Annotated in this window: 14 protein-coding genes; 2 read left to right on the top strand and 12 right to left on the bottom strand. The window is 46.5% G+C overall.

The features are described 5' to 3' along the window. Positions 1–565: 565 nt before the first annotated feature. Both F8C67_RS14290 and F8C67_RS06570 read left to right on the top strand, forming a co-directional pair. Positions 566–739: a hypothetical protein gene (locus F8C67_RS14290; protein ID WP_170266387.1), complete on the top strand. Its 174-nt coding sequence runs from the start codon at positions 566–568 to the stop codon at positions 737–739. Beyond that, complete coding sequence (locus tag F8C67_RS06570; protein ID WP_151667031.1) at positions 736–2,373, top strand: YecA family protein; 1,638 nt, start codon at positions 736–738, stop codon at positions 2,371–2,373. Before F8C67_RS14290 ends, F8C67_RS06570 begins: the two co-directional genes overlap by 4 nt. Before the next feature lie 285 nt (positions 2,374–2,658). Here F8C67_RS06570 and F8C67_RS06565 read toward each other — a convergent pair whose 3' ends face one another. From F8C67_RS06565 to lnt, 12 genes are all read right to left on the bottom strand, one after another. After that, complete coding sequence (locus tag F8C67_RS06565; RefSeq protein ID WP_151667030.1) at positions 2,659–4,197, bottom strand: YifB family Mg chelatase-like AAA ATPase; 1,539 nt, start codon at positions 4,195–4,197, stop codon at positions 2,659–2,661. An 81-nt stretch (positions 4,198–4,278) separates the two neighbouring features. After that, on the bottom strand, positions 4,279–5,766 hold the full coding sequence (locus F8C67_RS06560; RefSeq protein ID WP_151667029.1) for a PH domain-containing protein: 1,488 nt from the start codon (positions 5,764–5,766) through the stop codon (positions 4,279–4,281). A 2-nt stretch (positions 5,767–5,768) separates the two neighbouring features. Continuing rightward, positions 5,769–6,371 carry a PH domain-containing protein gene (locus F8C67_RS06555; protein WP_151667028.1) on the bottom strand — a complete coding sequence of 201 codons (603 nt, stop codon included), beginning with the start codon at positions 6,369–6,371 and terminating at the stop codon, positions 5,769–5,771. Then, positions 6,352–6,771, bottom strand: coding sequence for a YopX family protein (locus tag F8C67_RS06550; protein ID WP_151667027.1), 420 nt, complete (start codon positions 6,769–6,771; stop codon positions 6,352–6,354). Before F8C67_RS06550 ends, F8C67_RS06555 begins: the two co-directional genes overlap by 20 nt. A gap of 24 nt (positions 6,772–6,795) precedes the next feature. Continuing rightward, complete coding sequence (locus tag F8C67_RS06545; RefSeq protein WP_151667026.1) at positions 6,796–7,776, bottom strand: glycosyltransferase family 9 protein; 981 nt, start codon at positions 7,774–7,776, stop codon at positions 6,796–6,798. Further along, positions 7,773–8,387, bottom strand: coding sequence for a DUF4254 domain-containing protein (locus F8C67_RS06540; protein ID WP_151667025.1), 615 nt, complete (start codon positions 8,385–8,387; stop codon positions 7,773–7,775). Before F8C67_RS06540 ends, F8C67_RS06545 begins: the two co-directional genes overlap by 4 nt. Before the next feature lie 532 nt (positions 8,388–8,919). Continuing rightward, entirely contained in the window at positions 8,920–11,037 is a 2,118-nt protein-coding gene (locus F8C67_RS06535) for a protein-disulfide reductase DsbD family protein (RefSeq protein ID WP_151667024.1), read from the bottom strand. Next, positions 11,034–12,356 (bottom strand): tRNA lysidine(34) synthetase TilS, encoded by a 1,323-nt coding sequence (tilS, locus tag F8C67_RS06530; RefSeq protein WP_151667023.1) that lies wholly within the window; start codon positions 12,354–12,356, stop codon positions 11,034–11,036. The genes F8C67_RS06535 and tilS overlap by 4 nt, the downstream gene beginning before the upstream one ends. An 18-nt stretch (positions 12,357–12,374) precedes the next feature. Continuing rightward, on the bottom strand, positions 12,375–13,664 hold the full coding sequence (locus F8C67_RS06525) for an anthranilate synthase component I family protein (RefSeq protein WP_151667022.1): 1,290 nt from the start codon (positions 13,662–13,664) through the stop codon (positions 12,375–12,377). 34 nt (positions 13,665–13,698) lie between these two features. Further along, complete coding sequence (locus F8C67_RS06520; protein WP_151667021.1) at positions 13,699–15,339, bottom strand: kelch repeat-containing protein; 1,641 nt, start codon at positions 15,337–15,339, stop codon at positions 13,699–13,701. Between the two features lie 104 nt (positions 15,340–15,443). Beyond that, positions 15,444–16,844: a dihydrolipoyl dehydrogenase gene (gene lpdA / locus F8C67_RS06515; protein WP_151667020.1), complete on the bottom strand. Its 1,401-nt coding sequence runs from the start codon at positions 16,842–16,844 to the stop codon at positions 15,444–15,446. A 92-nt stretch (positions 16,845–16,936) separates the two neighbouring features. Next, positions 16,937–18,529, bottom strand: coding sequence for an apolipoprotein N-acyltransferase (lnt, locus tag F8C67_RS06510; RefSeq protein WP_151667019.1), 1,593 nt, complete (start codon positions 18,527–18,529; stop codon positions 16,937–16,939). Between the last annotated feature and the right edge of the window lie 131 nt (positions 18,530–18,660).

Below are 18,660 nucleotides of genomic sequence, written 5' to 3'. Positions count from 1 at the left end.
ATTCCTTTTTTGACTCGTGAGAAAATCACAGATTCCATTGATTTGGATGAACTGAAATTGGTTCGACCTTCACTCCTTATCAATGGCCGTAAATGTATGCTAATCGGCTATTCCATCTCCTATTGTGAAGAAATTCATGTCCGATTGTGTCTATTTCATTTTCGACCAACCCATTAGACAGCACTGATTCACATGTTTCTAGACAACTAGAATCTATAGAAACAGAAATCAAACTTCAACACTGGACATCGACTGATTCTTTTCAAATGAAGTATGAGATAGATCATCTAATAATACTATCAATCGTATATTACATATAGAATCCGGCGTCGATTAGAATAAAAAAGCCATCAATCCTCTAAATTGATACCATGTCTGATTTACTTTCAAGTATTGGCAAAAGCATTTTAAGATTCAAATTACATAGGCAACTGTAATGTTGATTCTTATTAGACAGCATTTTTTCGAAACAATAGTTAAAATTAAAATCGTAATAGAATCATAATTAAGTAATATATATTACTTAATTAAATTGTTTAAGGCTTTGATATCGGAGTTAAAAAAAGTGAATCGTAGCCAGTCCGAAAGTGACCTCAAGACACCTAACTACTTGAATAACCTTTATCTATTCTATCAGTTCAGCATTCTCTTGAAACAAAACCTCAACCAAGACAAGAACTCTACCACCGTAGAAAATGATGTTAACCCTAAAGCTGAAATCAACATAGATAATCCATGACAGAAAAAACTACACCCAACGAATACAAAAAGCTTCTCGCTGAACTAAACAGACTATCTAGACAGTCAAACTTTCTAGAATCCCTATTTCTATTAATCCAGCAGAACAACAGATACACCTTCGCTGAACTTGATAGAATCAATACTCGCACAACTCTTAATCAGAACGAGTTAACCTTCTTATTTGGGCTTTGGTTGAAGAATAAAGATAAAGATGAAGATCCCGAACTGAAAGTAGAGGAGCTCGCAGAGTTAGTTCACAAGACCTTAGACGATATCCATGTCGCATTAATGCAGAATGTTAATCCTTTCGAATATTCTAATATTGCAGAAGCTTACAGCCAAAACCCAGAAATGGTTAAAGAGACCATTTTCTACTCTGGCACAGGAAGCTATGACACTCAATTGATCGACCATTTGGTTGACAAATACAAGCACGATGAAAACTGGTTAAAGGCGAAATACGGGTTCTCTATTCAAGATCTAATTGATTTTTATACTGTTTTACGAATGACAATTGATCTTCGAGCCAATCTCCCGGTGCAGAATGAGCATGGTCATCCAAATTATTTGTGCATTTCCAATTACTATTTCGAGAAAAATCCTAAACTACTAGAAGTATCAAAAGCCTTCTCAATTCAAGACAGCTCTCACTACAATGCATCCCTCTCTGACATTGGTGATATGAACGAGTTTAGATTCAATCCAATTTGGCAGGAGGATTCTCAATTAGTGGTTCCTTTAGCTTTTACGCTTGCCGAGGCTATTTACGATGGACCGTTCTATTGGATGCTTCAGGATGATTCATATAGAGATAAAGCCTTGAAGCATCGCGGAATAGCGGCAGAAGAAATGACCTTCAAACTATTGCGAAAGGTATTTAACACGGAAGAGGTATACTTAGGCGTAGAAGTGAAATTATCTAAAGGGAACACATTAACTGACCTAGATGTATGTGTTATCCATAGAGATACGATGATCATTTTTCAAGTAAAGTCTAAACGCCTAACGCAGCTAGCTCGTCAAGGTGACATTGAAACATATGAACGTGATTTTCACAAAGCGGTAGGCTTAGCACATGAACAAGCCATACTGCCGATTCCCTACATCCTAGATGGAAGCGCCAAAGTTTTTAATTCGAATCAACAATTAGTTGATATCGGCAACATTAAAAAAGTTGCAACAGTATGCGTGGTCCTTGACCCTTATCCTTCAATTGCAATCCATACAATGTTACACTTCCATAATCAGGAAGTTCGCCCAATAGCAATGAGTATGTATGATTTGGAAATAATCGTTACCTACTTGAACACTCCTGATGAACTAATAAGATTCTTCATAGAGCGAACAGAATTTGGCCACCAATACCACTCTGACACAGAAACTTCCTATCTAGGATTCTTTCTCAGGGAAGGAGGATTCGTGAAAAGAAAAGAAAATGAAAAAGTTATGCTTGATGGATCACTTGCAAAACAATTTGATAAAGAGTTTTTTACGAAATCATATCAATCATATCAAAGGCGACTAGCAAAACTGGCATCAGGAGTAGGAAGAAATAACAGGTGTATATGTATGAGTGGTAAGAAATATAAAAACTGTTGTTTAAGATACACTCAAGTATCGGCCTCAAGTTAAAGCATGCTAATTCAACAAAAGAACTGCAACACTGATTGTGTCCTCTCGCTGCGTGAATTGACTTTGTCAAAATGTGTAGAATGCCTGACATTGTCTCTACCGTTTAATTCAAGCACTAAGAATCATTCATCAACGGATAAATTCGGCATTTGACTATTCCCTTTCAAAACATCATTCTCTGTTGTTAGGCTGTTCTATCTGAGATTTTGACGCGCAGAACGAACAGTAAGGCGAATGTACCCAAAACGAGATAGTACGAATAGGGTTTTTTAATTCCTCCCCCCCTCACACACCCCAATCACTCCTATCCAAACTCCTGTATTGAATCGCTTCCGCTAAATGAGAGGCTTCAACACTTTCTGATTCACCAAGGTCTGCAATCGTACGAGCTACCTTAAGAATTCGATCGTACGCCCTAGCTGATAGGTTCATTCGTTTCATCGCAGTTTCTAACATGGTTCGGCTCTGCTCATCGAGTTGACAAACCGAGCGAAGCAGCTTACTGCCCATCTCCGCATTGCAATGCACCTTGTGTTGATGAGTGAAACGTTCACTCTGTATCAATCTAGCCTTCAGCACTCGGTTCCTCACCAATCCACTTTTCTCCGCCGGTGAATCATTCGAGATTTCTTTGAATTTAACCGGCGTAACTTCTACATGAAGGTCAATCCTGTCGAGCAACGGTCCCGAGATCTTGTTCAAGTATCGGTCTACCGCCCCAGGCGGACAAGTACAATCCCGATTGGGATGGTTGTGATAGCCGCAAGGGCAAGGGTTCATGCTTGCGAACAACATAAATGAAGAAGGATAAGTGACGGTATGCTTGGCGCGCGATATCGTCACCTCTCGGTCTTCCATAGGCTGACGCATGACTTCCAGAACACTTCTTTGAAACTCAGGTAATTCATCCAAAAAGAGGATGCCGTGGTGCGCCAGACTAATTTCTCCCGGCTGAGGGTAACTGCCCCCGCCTACTAAAGCCGCATTGGAAACCGAATGATGAGGCGATCTAAACGGCCGATGCGCGACTAAGGCTTGTCCCCTTGGAAGTATTCCGGCGACGGAATGAATCTTTGTCGTCTCCAACGCCTCCTCCATCGACATTGGTGGAAGAATGGTAGCCATTCTCTTGGCCAACATAGATTTACCTGCCCCAGGAGGACCAATGAGAATCACGTTGTGACCTCCCGCCGCAGCTATCTCCAATGCGCGTTTGACGTTATCTTGTCCTTTGACCTCGCTAAAATCAACGCCAGAGTTCTGGTAAGCCTGTTCAAATGCCGCTTTAGGATTGCTCACAATTTGAGGCAAGCTTTCGCCATCGTTGAAATGACGAACCACCTCTTCAAGGTTGCGCGCGCCATAGATAGAAATCCCTTCCACGATGGCCGCTTCTTTGGCATTTGACATGGGTAAGATGATGGAGTCAAACTCCTCGACAACCGCCTGAATCGCCATGGGCAAAGCTCCTGTAATCGGTTGTAAACTTCCATCTAACGAAAGCTCTCCCATAATTACGCATCGGGTTAAGGTTTCCGACTTGAGTTGATCCGATGCCGCAAGAATACCGATTGCAATAGGCAAATCATAAGCAGAGCCTTCCTTGCGAATATCCGCCGGAGCCATGTTTACGGTAATCTGTTGCCTCGGCATCTTCAGACCGCAATAGGCAAGGGCAGATCTTACCCGTTGCTGACTCTCTTTTACGGCAGAATCCGGCAATCCAACCAAAAAGAATTTGATTCCTTTATCGACGCTCACCTCCACGGTAATCGTGGTGGCATCCACTCCGTGAATCGCGCTACCAAACACCTTTACTAACATTCGCTTAATGGTTTTCAGCAAATGTGATGTGATTGGCAGAAACTAGTCGTGTATTAAACGTTTACTTACGTTTTCAAACGCTTACATCCAGTCCAACTTCGCCGTCTCACTCTTGTACAGCAAGTAGTTCGTTAACCTTGTAGCCGTTTCAATAGGCAAGAACGGAAGCGAAACGCTGCCTCCAGCGGTCTCGATTTTTAAGGTGGCCAACTTGTTTCTGCGCTGGAAAATCGACTGCGTGATTTGCACAGCCTGCACCCGCTGAAGCTCCAAAGTCGCGCGCTTTTCGAAAATGACTTGTCTGCGGACCGAGAGGACATGGTCGTCTATCGCAATTCCTTGATTCCTCCAAAGGAAATAGCTGTAAAACGCCTGATACGGGAACCAGAGCAATGCCCAGTAATAGGTTGGGTTCACGAGGAAATAGGCCAAGGCTACAAAAGGCAGTATTGGGAGAATGCCCACTCTCGTCATTCTAAACCAAAACCATTTAAAGGACGTACCCGGGTGAATCATCTTCGGCAACAACCCAAAGAGTCGTTTGTGGAAGCTCAGTACTTCAGCCTGTGGACTACCGGGAATGGAAAAATCGTCGCGGTTCTGAACCTTCTCTGCATACGCCTGCTCAATCTTGAAGCGCATGATCTTAGCCCATTTGAATACCGGCCCTTGTTCCGTGCGCATGATCTGAACCTTGCGCTCCTTTAGCTGACGGGTCTTCACACTCGTGAGCCCATATCTGGCCACAAAGGCACCTTCTTTTTCGATGAGATTGAAACCGTAAAACCTAAAAATGGTCAGCAGTATTGAAAAGGTCACCGCCGCCAGAATTACCAGCGTACCTATAATCACGTAGGCCGACATCACCTTTGGAACTACCGAGTAAATTTGCTCAATCTCACGGTTGACCTCTTCGGTTTCAAACACGTCTTGAAGCTGACTGTACAGATAGAATCCACCACCAATGAAGGCGGCAATTGAACGGAAGTGATTCCGGAGAAGTCCGATTTTAACTAGCGTACCGATATCGACCTTCACCCATGTTTTAATCGGCTTTGGCTCTGCTGCTACCGATGGTTCGCCTTCTGAATCGACCCCTACATCGGCCTTCCTTTCATGAATATATGACCTCAGCTTCTCAGCTTCTGGAAGTCTTAAGGCCCAAATCTCTGCCTCTTTGGATTTAGAGCCGGCTGTATCAACCACGAAGCGCGCCGCATTGCCAATCTGGTAATACCACGGTTGCTGAAGGTCGATTGCCTGAATTCGCTCAAAGGGAATCCTCAAATCCACCTTCCGAAAAACACCATGTCGGATAATCAATGCGTCGTCGTCAATACTCCACCGAAAAGTGAGGTATCGAATGATTCCACTTATGACCGTGATGGCAAGTACGCCATATGCCACATATAAAATGACGGGATTCCCATCCGCATCTTCTCTTCTGTTAATCTGAAAAAAGTAAACGAGAAGCACGGGCCATAAATTTCCAACCAATGCACGTAACACTCGGCTGAACACCCGCAACAACGCAATAGGCGCAAGCTTTTGAGGTTGATTGTACTCCATCCTCAATTCAAGTCTACCGGTGAACCCTTAACCTCTTCTGCAGCTTCTTCCTCGGCCTCTTCTATCACGCGATCCATGATGAACTTACGGAGTTGTTCAGCTCGCTCTTTGGGCAAACCCGGAATGGTAAGGTCGCTACTAGAGCCGCCTGCAGTGTACACTCGGATTTTCTTCAACCCATAAAATCGCTCTATCACACCTTCGCTCAACTCGCCATGCTGGATTCGTGCAAACGGAATGATAATGACCTTCCGCCAAATGAGTCCAGAGCGATAAATCAAGTCTTTCTCACGAAGTGCATATCCCTTCCATTTATATCCGAGATTCACCAGGAGCGTTCGAAGGGTAAAAAACAGCAACATGGCGCCCCCCATGATGGACCAGCTCAAAATCTGGCCTTCTTGAAGCGATAGGCTTGTTGCAGTTCCTCCCACTGCAATCAGAACGACCACAATGAGTGTAACCACCAACTGCATGGCTTTGTACTTAGGGCTGATAGGTTGATATTCTACTTCTTCTAATTTGGGAAGTTGATTGGGATCGACCGACACATTGCTAAAAATGTCGTCGGATTTTGGTTCGGTGTTATGAATCGCTGAGTCCAAGGTCGTCGATTAATTCTGGATTGATGAAAAGGTAGGAAAACACTTCTAATTGTCGTTGATCGAACAACTGTAATCCATCCGTTTCAAACGGAAAATGTATGGCCTCTCGCACTTTACGAATGACAAATCGCTTTTGATTGGATTCCCAGAGGACCACTCCTTCTTCCGACTGGCCATCTGGATCTACCTTGAAGTGAATAATATCCCATTCGTAAATAGGCGATCTGTTCTTATCAAAGTAGCCCGTCCATTCATCAATTTGCTCATATTGAATCTTACGGCCTGTCCACCAAAACGAATCCTTTGAAAAGAAATAGCTTTCCTTACCGAGTTGCCGCATGTAGCCAACAACGCGTTCATCTTTTCGGAGTCGAAATCTTTTTTCATCGGGCAAAGTCATACCCTCAAAACTCGTGAAAAAGGGCTATTGTTCGCCGATAAGGGCGGAAATCTTGTGAAGAACCTGCTCCGGCTCTAATGTTTCCATGCAGGCCCAATCGCCACGGTGACATGGAACGTTTCCAAAAACGGAACATGGTCGGCACGACAATGTATCTACATCCACCTGTACAGCATTGTCCACCGTTTGTCCCCACCCCAAAAAGCCCGCATCGGGATGCGTCGCTCCCCAAATTGAAACGACTTCGGTATGAGCCAAGCTCGCTAGGTGCATATTGGCAGAATCCATGGAAACCATTAATCGAAGATCTCGTATAGCGTCGATGTCTGACTGAATACCGCTGCCAACATGGACGTTCACTTTATCCATCCCAGCGCTCATCTGCTCTAGCTTCAAACGCTCATCCGGGCCTCCAAAAAGCAGCACATCTCGACCGGCGGCGTTGAGCTCCTCAAGCAGCCTAATGGCATGTCGCTCTGGCCATGCTTTGCCCTTGTGCTGTGCGAAAGGTGCGAATCCGATTGTATTCGATTTTGAAGAACCGGCTAGCGAATGAGAGAGCTTCACCTCTAATCCGAGTTCTCGAAAGACATCCGCGTATCTCTCCGTCATCGGACGAATCTGTCCGCGAATCTTATTCTCTTTTCGGGTGAGTGCTTTCTTATCCTCACGGCCTTTGTCTAGATGTGCAATACTCCTCCCTTTTCTCATGAATCGGGAGATTAGTCTAGACCGAAGTACAAAGTGCAAATCGGCTACAGCCGTGTATTTATTCGTCTTGAGTTCTTTGGAGAGTTTCCAAAGACCAAAGAAACCTTTGTATTGGTTGTCTACATCAACACCGATAGCTTTAAGCCGCGGATGAGCAGGAAACAGTTTACTAGTGAAAGGTCTGGTGAGCACATCGATTTCCACATCTGGATTTTGCTCGAGCACTTCCAGAATCACGGGAATGGTCATGGCCACATCCCCGAGGGCGGAGAATCGGATGGCGAGTATTTTCACTTGCTCTGTTTGTAGAGAACTGGGTTGAGTGAAGGATCGTTGTACATCTTCATTTGGCGGTACACCTTCATGTATTTGTTGCCAGAGGCGTAGTCTTCCAGAAGTTCTTCTATGGCCGTAGAAAGGTCAATCTTCTGCTCCTCTAAAATGGTCAACTTCGAAGCGACTTTAGCGTGATGTTCAGGAGTGACGTCATTTCGCTCAACCTCTTCTCTCATGTGGTAAATCTTGAGAGAAAGAATTGAAAAACGGTCGATTGCCCATGCTGGGCTCTCGGTGTTAATCTTTGCGTCCGCCTTTACATCAACATTGGCATACTTCTCACGAAACCACGTGTCGATTTCCTCAACCATATCGGTGCGATCTTGATTTGAGGCATCAATTCTACGCTTGATCGTCAGTGCTGTTTCCGGATCAATTTGCGGATCGCGAATGATATCCTCCAAATGCCATTGAACCGTATCAATCCAATTCTTGTGGTAAAGAGTGGCCTCGATTGTACCCTCTTCATATGGATTGTTCATCGGCTGATCAACGTCGTCTACCTTGTGGTATTCCGAGATACTCTGGTTGAAAATGCTCCAACTTTTGTCCGTAAAGGAAGCGCTCATGTGCGTGGTTTTGCGATTGGGGCAAAGGTAATCAAATTGGAGGGTTTGAGAGTTGGAGGGTTGGAGGGTTAGAGGGTTAGAGGGTTAGAGGGTTGGACTTTCGGACCTTTGACTTTTGGACCAATAGACTAATGGACTGATGTGCCGACCGAAGGGAGGTATCCCGAGAGGCGCAGCCGATTCGGGAGAGGGTTAGAGGGTTAGACTTTCGGACCTTTGGGCTTTTGGACCAATAGACTAATGAACTGATGTGCCGACCAAAGGGAGGTATCCCGAGAGGCGCAGCCGATTCGGGAGAGGGTTGGACTTTCGGACCTTTGACTTTTGGACCAATAGACTAATGGACTGATGTGCCGACCGAAGGGAGGTATCCCGAGAGGCGCAGCCGATTCGGGAGAGGGTTGGAGAGTTGGACTTTCGGACCTTTGGACTTTGAAACGGCCTCTCGCCGTCGCCTCTCGTCCGAAGCCTGTCGCCTGTCGCCTGTCGCCTCTAGCCTGTTGCCTGTTGCCTGTTGCCTGTTGCCTGTTAGCTACTTCCCCTCCTCGAACTTCTTCATTCCCGTTTCAAGCCAACTGATATATGCCTGGATGTCTGTATCGTACGCACGTGGAGCAACAAGTGGCTCGAGGTTATCATGACCAACAATTACATAGAAAGGTTGTCCGTTGTTTTGGTAATTGGTGATTTGGAAATCGGTCCAATAGTTACCTACGTTTCGAACTTTCTTACCCGTAACCTCAGAGGTGTACTGCTCGTTTTCTGGCAATTCCTTGCGCTCATCAACATAAAGACTAATAAGCACGTAATCGTTTCGAAGGTGATTGAGAACGGTTGGATCTGACCAAACATTCTCTTCCATTCTACGGCAGTTCACACATGCCCAACCGGTGAAGTCGAGTAAGATTGGCTTATCCACTTCTTTCGCATATGCCAAGCCAGTTTCATAATCGTGGAAACAGTTTAGTCCATGCGGGCAAGACTCTGGATGAGTTCCTTCTATGTGATCGGCTGCATGCGCCTCACCTCCACCAGAAGAAACTACTCTCGCTTGGTATAGCCCACCAGGAGTTTCGCTATAGAAGCTAGGAGGTGGCATACCTGCGATTAATTTGAGCGGAGCTCCAAACAAGCCTGGAATCATGTAGAATGTAAACGATAGAACTAGAACGCCCATCACACCGCGGCCAACGCTAATCTTGTTGACATCGGAATCGTGTGGCAAGCGGAATAGGTTGAACATGTACATGGCCCAAGCAGCAAATACCGCTACCCAAATGGCCAAGAATACTTCTCTTTCTAGAATGTGCCATTGCTCTACAAGGTCGGCCTGCGACAAGAACTTAAATGCAAATGCAAGCTCGATGAAGCCGAGCGATACTTTCACAACGTTCATCCAACCTCCAGACTTTGGAAGTGAGTTCATCCAACCTGGGAAAATGGCAAACAAGGTGAATGGGAAAGCTAGACCTAAGCCGAAACCAAGGAATGCAACCGTGAGTGCTGTTGCTCCTCCATCCGTGCTCAAAACGCTGCCAAGCACACCTGCAAGAGCTGGACCTGTACACGTGAATGACACGAGAATGAGAACAATAGCCATGAAGAAAATACCAACTACTCCACCTTTATCAGCCTTCTTATCTGCGCTGTTAATCCAGCTGCTAGGCAACGTGATTTCATACGCGCCAAGGAAGCTCAAGGCGAAGAAAATGAAGATGGCAAATAGGATGACATTCAACACCGAGTTCGTAGAGAACTGGTTGAAGATATCTGGACTGATTTGGCTAAACAAGTGGAACGGCAAGCTAATCAACACATAGATTGCCACGATGGAAAACCCGTAGAGCAAGGCTTTTGAAATACCTTGACCTGGAGTTTTAGATTGTTTGGTGAAGAAGCTCACGGTCATCGGCACCATTGGGAATACACATGGTGTTACCAGGGCGATCAATCCGCCGCCAACGGCGAAAAGGAAAATCCCCCAAAGCGATTTAGGCTGGTCGCCCGAACCTTCTTCGGCCATTTCTGCTTCTTCCGTTTCTGGCATGGCCTCCACGTCAGTAACGTCACTTTCCGCGACAGCTATGGCAGTGTCCTCTTCAATTACCTCATCAACCGGAGTATTATCTTGAGGTTTCTCTTCAATTTGTGGCTTGTTCTGCGAACCTGCACCGGAGGTAGTAGCAGCTCCTGCCTTTGGCTTCACTTCGATCTCGAAGTCAATCCACTCTGGCGGAAGACACATCTCATCGTTACAAACCATGAAAGAGAGTGTACCCTTTACGGTTGTAGCCTCTTTAACTTTGATAATTCTGTAGAAATAAGCACCGTCTTCGTGATAGGCAAGATCTACCTCAAAGCTTTTGTCGTATTCAAAAATTGGTTCCGACTCCATCAAGTCGGTCACCCATTCAACCTTGGGATTATCGGCAAACTCGAATTCTGTTGGAAGCGGACCTCCTTCAACATTGAGTGAGTAAATGTGCCAATGGTCTTCAATACTTGGAGTAAAGAGGAGTTTGACGTTTCCGTCTTCGGTGTACTCCATTCCCCAATCCCATTCTACTGGTTCATAAATCTGAGCCTGAACGGCAGCAGTAGCGAAAAGCGCGAGGATTAGTGAAAATGTGTAGCGTGCAAGTTTCTTCATGTCAACGAATCATTGAGCTCGGCAAGGTAAATCATTTTGGTGTTTTCGTCCACCTTAAAGCGTTCATCTGGACGAAATCCTACCACCCAAACCATGGAATCTCCCGAGCAAAGGACAAAAACATGGTCTTTTTCGTGCAATGGCACCTTTTCGTCAGTTAGATAGTCGGAGACCTTCTTCATTCCTTTCATGCCAAATGGCTGGAAGCGATCGCCCTTTTTCCAAACGCGCATGACCAGCGGAAACTCCAACTTATCGGCATCCACACAAAGGACATTTCTGTCCATTGGAATCTCTCCTAGTTCTTCACGCGGCATCACATCCGTAATCATCGGAAATGGCTTCTTGAAGATTTGCGGTCCCTTAACCAGCTTATACTGCTTCTGCTCTGGTTCCTGCGGGCGGTGAACTATAAGGTGTTCGCGATCGATAATGAGTTCGTATTCGTCTGTAGCGAATCGCTTCCCCGCCTGACCAGAAAGCGCTTGAAGAATCGCTTGCTTGTCGAACTGACCGTACGGCGAAAGGATGTAGTGCAGAAGAATTCCCGCGTGAGGGTTATCAATCAGCTTATCCTTTTCAATCAAGAGTTGCTTTCCGTCCCAAAAAACGAGGTCTTCCACCGCTTCTGAGAGTTTTTCATCCAAGAAGTCTGTGGCCTCTTGGAGAAGGGAAATCGTACGGTGCGCTCCTTCCAATCCTCTATCGCCAACTTCTTCCATAGCGGGAATCACCTTGTGGCGAACGCGATTTCGAGCATAACCAAGCTCCTTGTTCGAAGCATCCTCGCGCCACGGAACCGCGTTCTCGGTGGCGTAGTTGTACAAGGCCGTTTTATCGAAATCCAAAAGAGGGCGAAGAATGTTATCTCGGCGATGGCGGAGTGAGGTCAGACCTTGAATTCCAGAGCCTCGCAAAAAGTTGAGGATGGTGGTCTCAAGTCGATCTTGACGATGGTGCGCGGTGGCAATCCACTTCATGCCCCATTCTTGTCGGGCGAGTCCAAAATCCTTGTACCGCTGGGTGCGCGCTCGCATTTGCGTCGACTTCCTCTTTCCCTTGCCAATTTTATAATGACCTGCCTTGAAGGCAACACCCATACCGTTGGCCCAATTGTCCACCAACTCTTCGTCTTTGTCGGCTTCTTCGCCACGCAAACCGGCGTTCATGTGATACAAACCGATTCTGTACCCGAGCTTGTAGAGCACACTGGCCAAAACCATGCTGTCTACACCACCACTGCAACCGATTACGATGCCGTCGTCTTGTTGAACACCTTGGCCTTCTAAGAACTTTTGTACGGAGGTCTCTAAAGTCATGCGGCAAAGGTATCGTTCTTAATCTTCCGCACTAACAGATTGAGAAAGAACATCCTTGAGGGCCTTGAGTTTCAGCAGACACTCATCCCACTCGGCAGCGGGACGCGCCTTAGAAGTAAGGGCACTTCCGACGGATACAGATAGATACTTTAAGTCGGAATCGTACACGACGCTACGGATGACCACATTAAAATCGAAATCATCATTTGGGTCGATATAACCAATGGCGCCGCTGTAAATTCCACGGGCATGCGACTCATGACTTTCACTCAGCTGCATCGCACGAACTTTTGGAGCGCCCGTCATGGAGCCCATAGGAAAGGTAGCTCGGATTGCATCCCAGATGTCGTGTTCATCCTTTAAGTCACATTCCACAGTGCTTATCATTTGATGGACCGTCCTAAAGGAATGAATTCCAAATAGCTCGGTCACTTCAACACTCTCTCGCACAGCCACTCGGCTCAGGTCATTGCGCACGAGGTCGACTATCATTACGTTCTCTGCGCGCTCTTTTTCATCCTGAAACAATGCTTCCGCAATCGCCTTGTCCTCATTTAAATCTGCTGATCGTCGGGCCGTTCCCTTGATGGGTTGAGAAATCAACCTCGAGCCCGCTTTTTTCAAATAGCGCTCGGGCGACATGCTAAGAACCCATTCGTTTTTCGCATGCCAGAGTGCGCTCATTGGAGGTTCAGCGACCTTCTGCAATCGGCCGTACACCTCGGCCGGATGAATTTTCACCTCATCAGTATAAAACTCTTGGCAATAATTGATTTCATAGATATCGCCTCGCTGGATATGCCGGAGTAGTGAGTTTGCAGAAGAAATGTAAGTGTCTCTATCCAGTCTGGGCGTGAGATGTACAGGTTCAGAAACAAGAAGTGTGGCCTTGGCTCCTGAGGCATATTCCTGGATACTCGTAGGGCTATAGGATGAACTTGGATGCAATTGAAGATGAACCTTGCCCGCTTTTGAGGTGACGACAAATCCAGCTTCGAAGAATTTTGTGTTCGACCAGTTGAATCGGTCTTCATTCTCCGAAGTAAGGCGCTCTAGTTCATTCTTTAGATCGTAATTGATTCTCCCAAACCACCAGCCGGGGTTCATCTTCCGATGATTTCGCAGGCTACCGAGTGAGTCGGTTTCAGGTTCAAAAACCTCTAACGCCTCACCTGCACAAATCCAATCGTAGGTATCTGCAGCTTGATGAGAATCAAGGCAAACAAAGTAATCAGAATCCGCAAACGCAAGTTGAAAAGCCGTTTTCCAATCGCGGCTCGCGTCTAGTTCGGTTACCTTGTAGTTCATACTTCAAAGGTAACGATAGGAAGCAAAGCGGAAACTACTCCAGAAGGGTGATTGTACCGAACTCCTCCAAAACTCGTCCCGATACGGTCTTGGCACGAACAGCATAGGTAAAGGGACCAGCTGGCAATACTCTTCCGCGGTAGGTACCGTCCCATTCTCCAGAGAGCTCTACCGATTCGTATACTTTGTCGCCCCAACGGTTGTATACCTCAATTCGGATGTCCTCCACATTTTGTGCGCTCCAGGTGAACATATCATTCACTCCATCGCCGTTGGGGGAGAATGCACTAGGGATAAAAAGAGTTTCAAACCCGCAGTTCCCACTTCGAACCGTCACATACCAAGTGGCAATACCGCAGTCTGTTTCTATCTCTGCGAAGTAGGCTCCCGGTTCTTCAACCGTCAAACTGGGGCCCTCCGCTCCGTTACTCCATGTCACTCGTTCGTTTTGATAAGGGTATACATCGGAGATGTCTAAAGTAAGCTCGTCGTACGCACAAATATCGAATGTGCTTCCTGGAATCGATTGAGCTCCATCGCGGCGAATCACACGAGCAGTGTCCGTGTAAATGCATCCATCGTAAATGGCCTCAACCCAAACTTCTCCAGAACTTGTAACCTGTATGGTGCTTGATTCTTCTCCTGTGCTCCAGAACACGTGATTTGCTCCTTCTGGCACACTGAAGTTCACGATTACTCCGTCGCATTCTTCAACATCTTCAATAAAATCCCTAGGTACTCCGTCACATTGTACGTATGACCAAACGTCTGACCTCACGTTGCCATTATTAGTCTGGCCGCCTGCGATATACCCTCTTCCGAGAACCGTAAATCCAACTCCACCCGCACGCTGCCCCGTCACTAACCCGGGCACCTGTTGCCATGAGTCTGACTGTGCATCATACTTGAAATAGATATTCTGTACTTGGAAATGACCAATCCTTGCGCCTCCACCCACGTAGGCCTCGCCAGCGTAGACGAAAACCTGTGCCTTCGTCAATCCAGCTCCTGTGAAAGGTGACCTTTGAGTCCATGTATCGGTCTGAGGATTGTATCGGTATACATCAACGATATCATTCTGATTATTCGCCCCAAGGGCCACATAGATGAAACCATCTAGGGTGAAACAGACACCATCGGCTCGAGCACCAAATGGCAAGGACGCTCGAGGTGTCCAAGTATCCGTTTGCGGGTTGTAGGAAAACCAATCATCGCTAACGATGCCTGTACCGTCCAAAGATCTACCTCCGCCCACGTAACCAATGCCGTTCAAACTTCCTGAATAGCAATCTACTCTACCGAAGCTCGGGTATGAAGCAACTTGAGTCCACGAATTTGTAGCAGGATCGAATCGGTACATTTCGGGTTTTGACAAAATTCCGTCGAAGCCTCCGCCTACGAATCCAAACTCATCATTCGAGAAACTAAAGCACCCTCTCAGTGCACCACCGGGAAAAGGACTCAAGGCCGTCCAAAAGTCGTTGGCCGGATCATACCTCAATACCGTATTCTGATTGACATTCCCATCGCTTCCTCCCACCAGATATGCCGAATGATTCAATTCAAAGGCGGTGGCACTATGAAGTGGTGAAGGCAAGTTATTCTTGAGTTCCCATCCCTGAGCACTTAGGACAGAAGCCCAAAGCAGAGTAGTGATAAGTGTGATGAATCTCATGGCATTGGTTTGATTGACATGAGATTAACATTCTGGCGCACAAAAGGTTCTAACAAAAAAAGCCACCCTCTCGGATGGCTTTTGAAAGTATAGAATTCGAATGCTTACGAATGGATGCTGCGTTTAGCAGTGGCGTCCATCGCGGCTTCTTTGATTGCCTCTGTGTAAGTTGGGTGACCATGACAAATGCGTGCAATATCTTCTGCAGATGCGCGGAATTCCATTGCCACAGTTGCTTCCATGATCATATCGGCTGCACGGGCAGCACAAATGTGAACACCCAATACTTCGTCGGTATTCTTATCGGCCAAAATCTTAACCGATCCGTCGATATCCCCAGATGCACGTGAACGTCCAAGTGCGCGCATTGGGAAGCTTCCGCTTTTGTACTCAACTCCGGCTTCTTTAAGCTGCTCTTCTGTTTTACCAACTCCGGCAACTTCTGGCCAGGTGTAAACGATATTTGGAATAAGGTTGTAGTCGATATGCGGCTTTTCACCAGCGATGAGTTCAGCAACCAAAGTACCTTCCTCTTCTGCTTTGTGTGCGAGCATCGCACCGCGAACGACGTCGCCAATAGCATAAATACCTTCCGTACTTGTTTCAAGATGATCGCTCACCTCGATTCTACCCTTATCGTCGGTTTTGATTCCTGCGTTCTCAAGGCCAAGTCCCTCGGTGTATGGACGACGTCCTACGGAAACGAGACAGTAATCGCCTTCGAAGGTCACTTCTTCGTCCTTCTTATTCGTTGCGGTAACCTTTACGGTATCTCCATCGCGAGAAACATCGCTCACTTTGTGGCTAAGGTTGAACTTGATACCCAGCTTTTTGAGTGAACGTTGTAGATCCTTACCCATGGCAGAATCCATGGTCGGAATGATACTGTCGGCATACTCGATTACGGTTACATCGGCACCGAGGCGCTTGTAAACTGAACCGAGTTCGAGCCCAATTACGCCGCCACCAATTACGAGGAGATGCTTTGGAACTTCATCGAGCTTCAACGCCTCTGTACTTGAGATGATGCGCTCTTTATCAAACTTCGCAAAAGGCAATTCAACTGGCTTAGAACCGGTTGCGATGATGATTTTATCACCTTTGATTTCGGTTTCGCCATCGTCGCCTTTAACAACAACTGTATTCTTATCCTTGAAAGAACCTACACCTTGATGAACGTCGATGTTGTTCTTCTTCATCAAAAAGGCCACACCGTCGCACGTCTGATCAACCACTTCTTGCTTACGCTTGATCATTTGCTTGATGTTCACTTTCGGCTTGTTGATGTCGATGCCGTGATCCGCAAATGTAGCTTCCGCATTGTGGAAGTGCTCGGAAGAGTCGAGAAGTGCTTTTGATGGAATACATCCTACGTTGAGGCAAGTACCACCAAGTGTTGAATATTTTTCAATGATCGCCGTTTTCTTTCCCAACTGGGCTGCGCGAATGGCTGCAACATATCCACCAGGACCTGAACCGATTACGATAACGTCGTATGAACTCATGATTAGAAACTTAATTCTTTGATAAGGTTGACAAAGTTAGGCAATGCAGTTCGCACCGCCGATTGAATTGAGCAATAGAATTATAGATTGTGTCAACCGTTCAATCTCGATCTTGTTCTACGCTTCACAAACATAGAAAGCAAGACGGCTATTGCGACGAAAACTGACACCCGTCCGAGGAAATCTCCAGTCTGCGAAAAGACCGTCAATTCGCTATTCGCATAAACTGTCGCGGCAAAGGCTCCGGTCTCTTCATAAGGGATTTGATGTGAGATATCTCCGCGTTGGTTGATGATGCAAGAAATACCTGTGTTTGCACTTCGGGCAACGTCTCTACGGTTTTCTATTGCTCGCACTCGGGCATAATGCACGTGTTGGTCTTTACCAGGGGTATCGGACCACCAACCGTCGTTTGTGATGGCGAATAGCACTTGCGCTCCGTTCCGAACAAACTCTGACGTGAAGCCAGGAAAATCAGCTTCCCAACAGATGGGGGTTGCGATAGCTAGTGAGTCTTTCACTCTATTCTCGAAAACCTCTCGATCGACTTGACCACCCAAGGTGCCTGTTGCTCCTCCTAAGTCTATCCCCTCCATAAACGACCCAATGAGCCACATGAAAGGAACTTGCTCTACCCCTACAACAAGTTTTGTTTTGTGATAAATGTCTACAGCTTCGTGTGAATCTGTAAAATGAAGAGAGCTATTATAGGCGTCGTAATACTCATCTCTCCCACGAACCTTTCGAGCGGTTGAGGTCATTTTAGATTCATAGATGCGGTATGTGCTGGCGCCAATTACCGTGTGCAGGTTTGGCATTGTATCGCCAATACTTCTCAGGCGCATCAGAGGTTGATGGTATTGAAGGAAGCCTTCTTTAAGCCCCTTACCGACCATAGTTTCGGGACCAATCAAGTAATTCGTGGAGTCTGATAAAAGTGGTTGAGCCAGGCGAATGAACTTGTCCACGGCCTGATCATCCGTCATGTTAAACTTCTCGGTATACGGGTCGATATTCGGTTGAACGACAACAACGTTAACAGGGTCACCAACTTCTTCATAGCTCTGATACATGAAGAATGAAATGAAAATGGGAAGGAGAATGGCAGGTCCGGCATAAATGGCCCAAGCTTTATAGCGATTCGATCCTGAATATTGGTCCCATCCATGAAATATCAGCGCATTAACCCACAGAATCCAAAGGGTTCCTCCCCACGTGCCCACAAGGCTATACCACTGAATCCATGTTGGTCGATTTGCAACGGCATACCCTATGTTTAGCCATGGAAACGACATGTCCCAATCCATGTGAAGGTACTCCACAAGCATCCACAAAAAAGGAAAAACGATGAGTGCTCGTGCTTGTCCGATAGACCGAGCTGCAAGGTGATAAAGCCAGAAACAAAATGCCATTAACCCCCCGTTGATTAGGGTGGTAGCTACGGTCCCGCTCCAGTGTGCATAAGCTACCCACCATGTGGTGAACAAGTTGAATAATGCGAAGGACAACCAGGCGTAAAAGAACACCACTCTTCCTTTCCGTTTTGAATCCGACTTTCGAACTGCGCTCTCTAGCCACAGCATGGGTACAAAAGCTCCGAAAATGAGCGGAGTGAGTGAACCGTTGGCCGGCCATGCGATGGCGGCGAGGATTGCGGTAGATAGCGCGGCGAGGAAATATCTCAAAGCGGTATGGGTTTTAGGAAATGCAAGTTCGGAATTGCGGGGGAATTTCTGGGGGCGCTCGCAGAGAATTGAATACTCTCGCAGAGAAATGGAGGATGTGCGTGATGGAGAGAGTCCGTGGAGGAACCTCA

It is taken from the genome of Phaeocystidibacter luteus, from assembly GCF_008933115.1.
GTDB classification, from domain to species: Bacteria; Bacteroidota; Bacteroidia; order Flavobacteriales; family Schleiferiaceae; genus Phaeocystidibacter; species Phaeocystidibacter luteus.
The sequence above is the reverse complement of the archived record's forward strand: the minus strand, read 5'-3'. Positions and strand labels throughout refer to the sequence as shown.

What these genes read in the sequence shown, in the direction of transcription:
- F8C67_RS06520 (WP_151667021.1), bottom strand. Translation starts at nt 15,339, where the DNA reads ATGAGATTCATCACACTTATCACTACTCTGCTTTGGGCTTCTGTCCTA.
- F8C67_RS06560 (WP_151667029.1), bottom strand. Translation starts at nt 5,766, where the DNA reads ATGGAGTACAATCAACCTCAAAAGCTTGCGCCTATTGCGTTGTTGCGG.
- F8C67_RS06525 (WP_151667022.1), bottom strand. Translation starts at nt 13,664, where the DNA reads ATGAACTACAAGGTAACCGAACTAGACGCGAGCCGCGATTGGAAAACG.
- F8C67_RS06565 (WP_151667030.1), bottom strand. Translation starts at nt 4,197, where the DNA reads ATGTTAGTAAAGGTGTTTGGTAGCGCGATTCACGGAGTGGATGCCACC.
- F8C67_RS06550 (WP_151667027.1), bottom strand. Translation starts at nt 6,771, where the DNA reads ATGACTTTGCCCGATGAAAAAAGATTTCGACTCCGAAAAGATGAACGC.
- tilS (WP_151667023.1), bottom strand. Translation starts at nt 12,356, where the DNA reads ATGACTTTAGAGACCTCCGTACAAAAGTTCTTAGAAGGCCAAGGTGTT.
- lpdA (WP_151667020.1), bottom strand. Translation starts at nt 16,844, where the DNA reads ATGAGTTCATACGACGTTATCGTAATCGGTTCAGGTCCTGGTGGATAT.
- F8C67_RS06540 (WP_151667025.1), bottom strand. Translation starts at nt 8,387, where the DNA reads ATGAGCGCTTCCTTTACGGACAAAAGTTGGAGCATTTTCAACCAGAGT.
- F8C67_RS06535 (WP_151667024.1), bottom strand. Translation starts at nt 11,037, where the DNA reads ATGAAGAAACTTGCACGCTACACATTTTCACTAATCCTCGCGCTTTTC.
- F8C67_RS06570 (WP_151667031.1), top strand. Translation starts at nt 736, where the DNA reads ATGACAGAAAAAACTACACCCAACGAATACAAAAAGCTTCTCGCTGAA.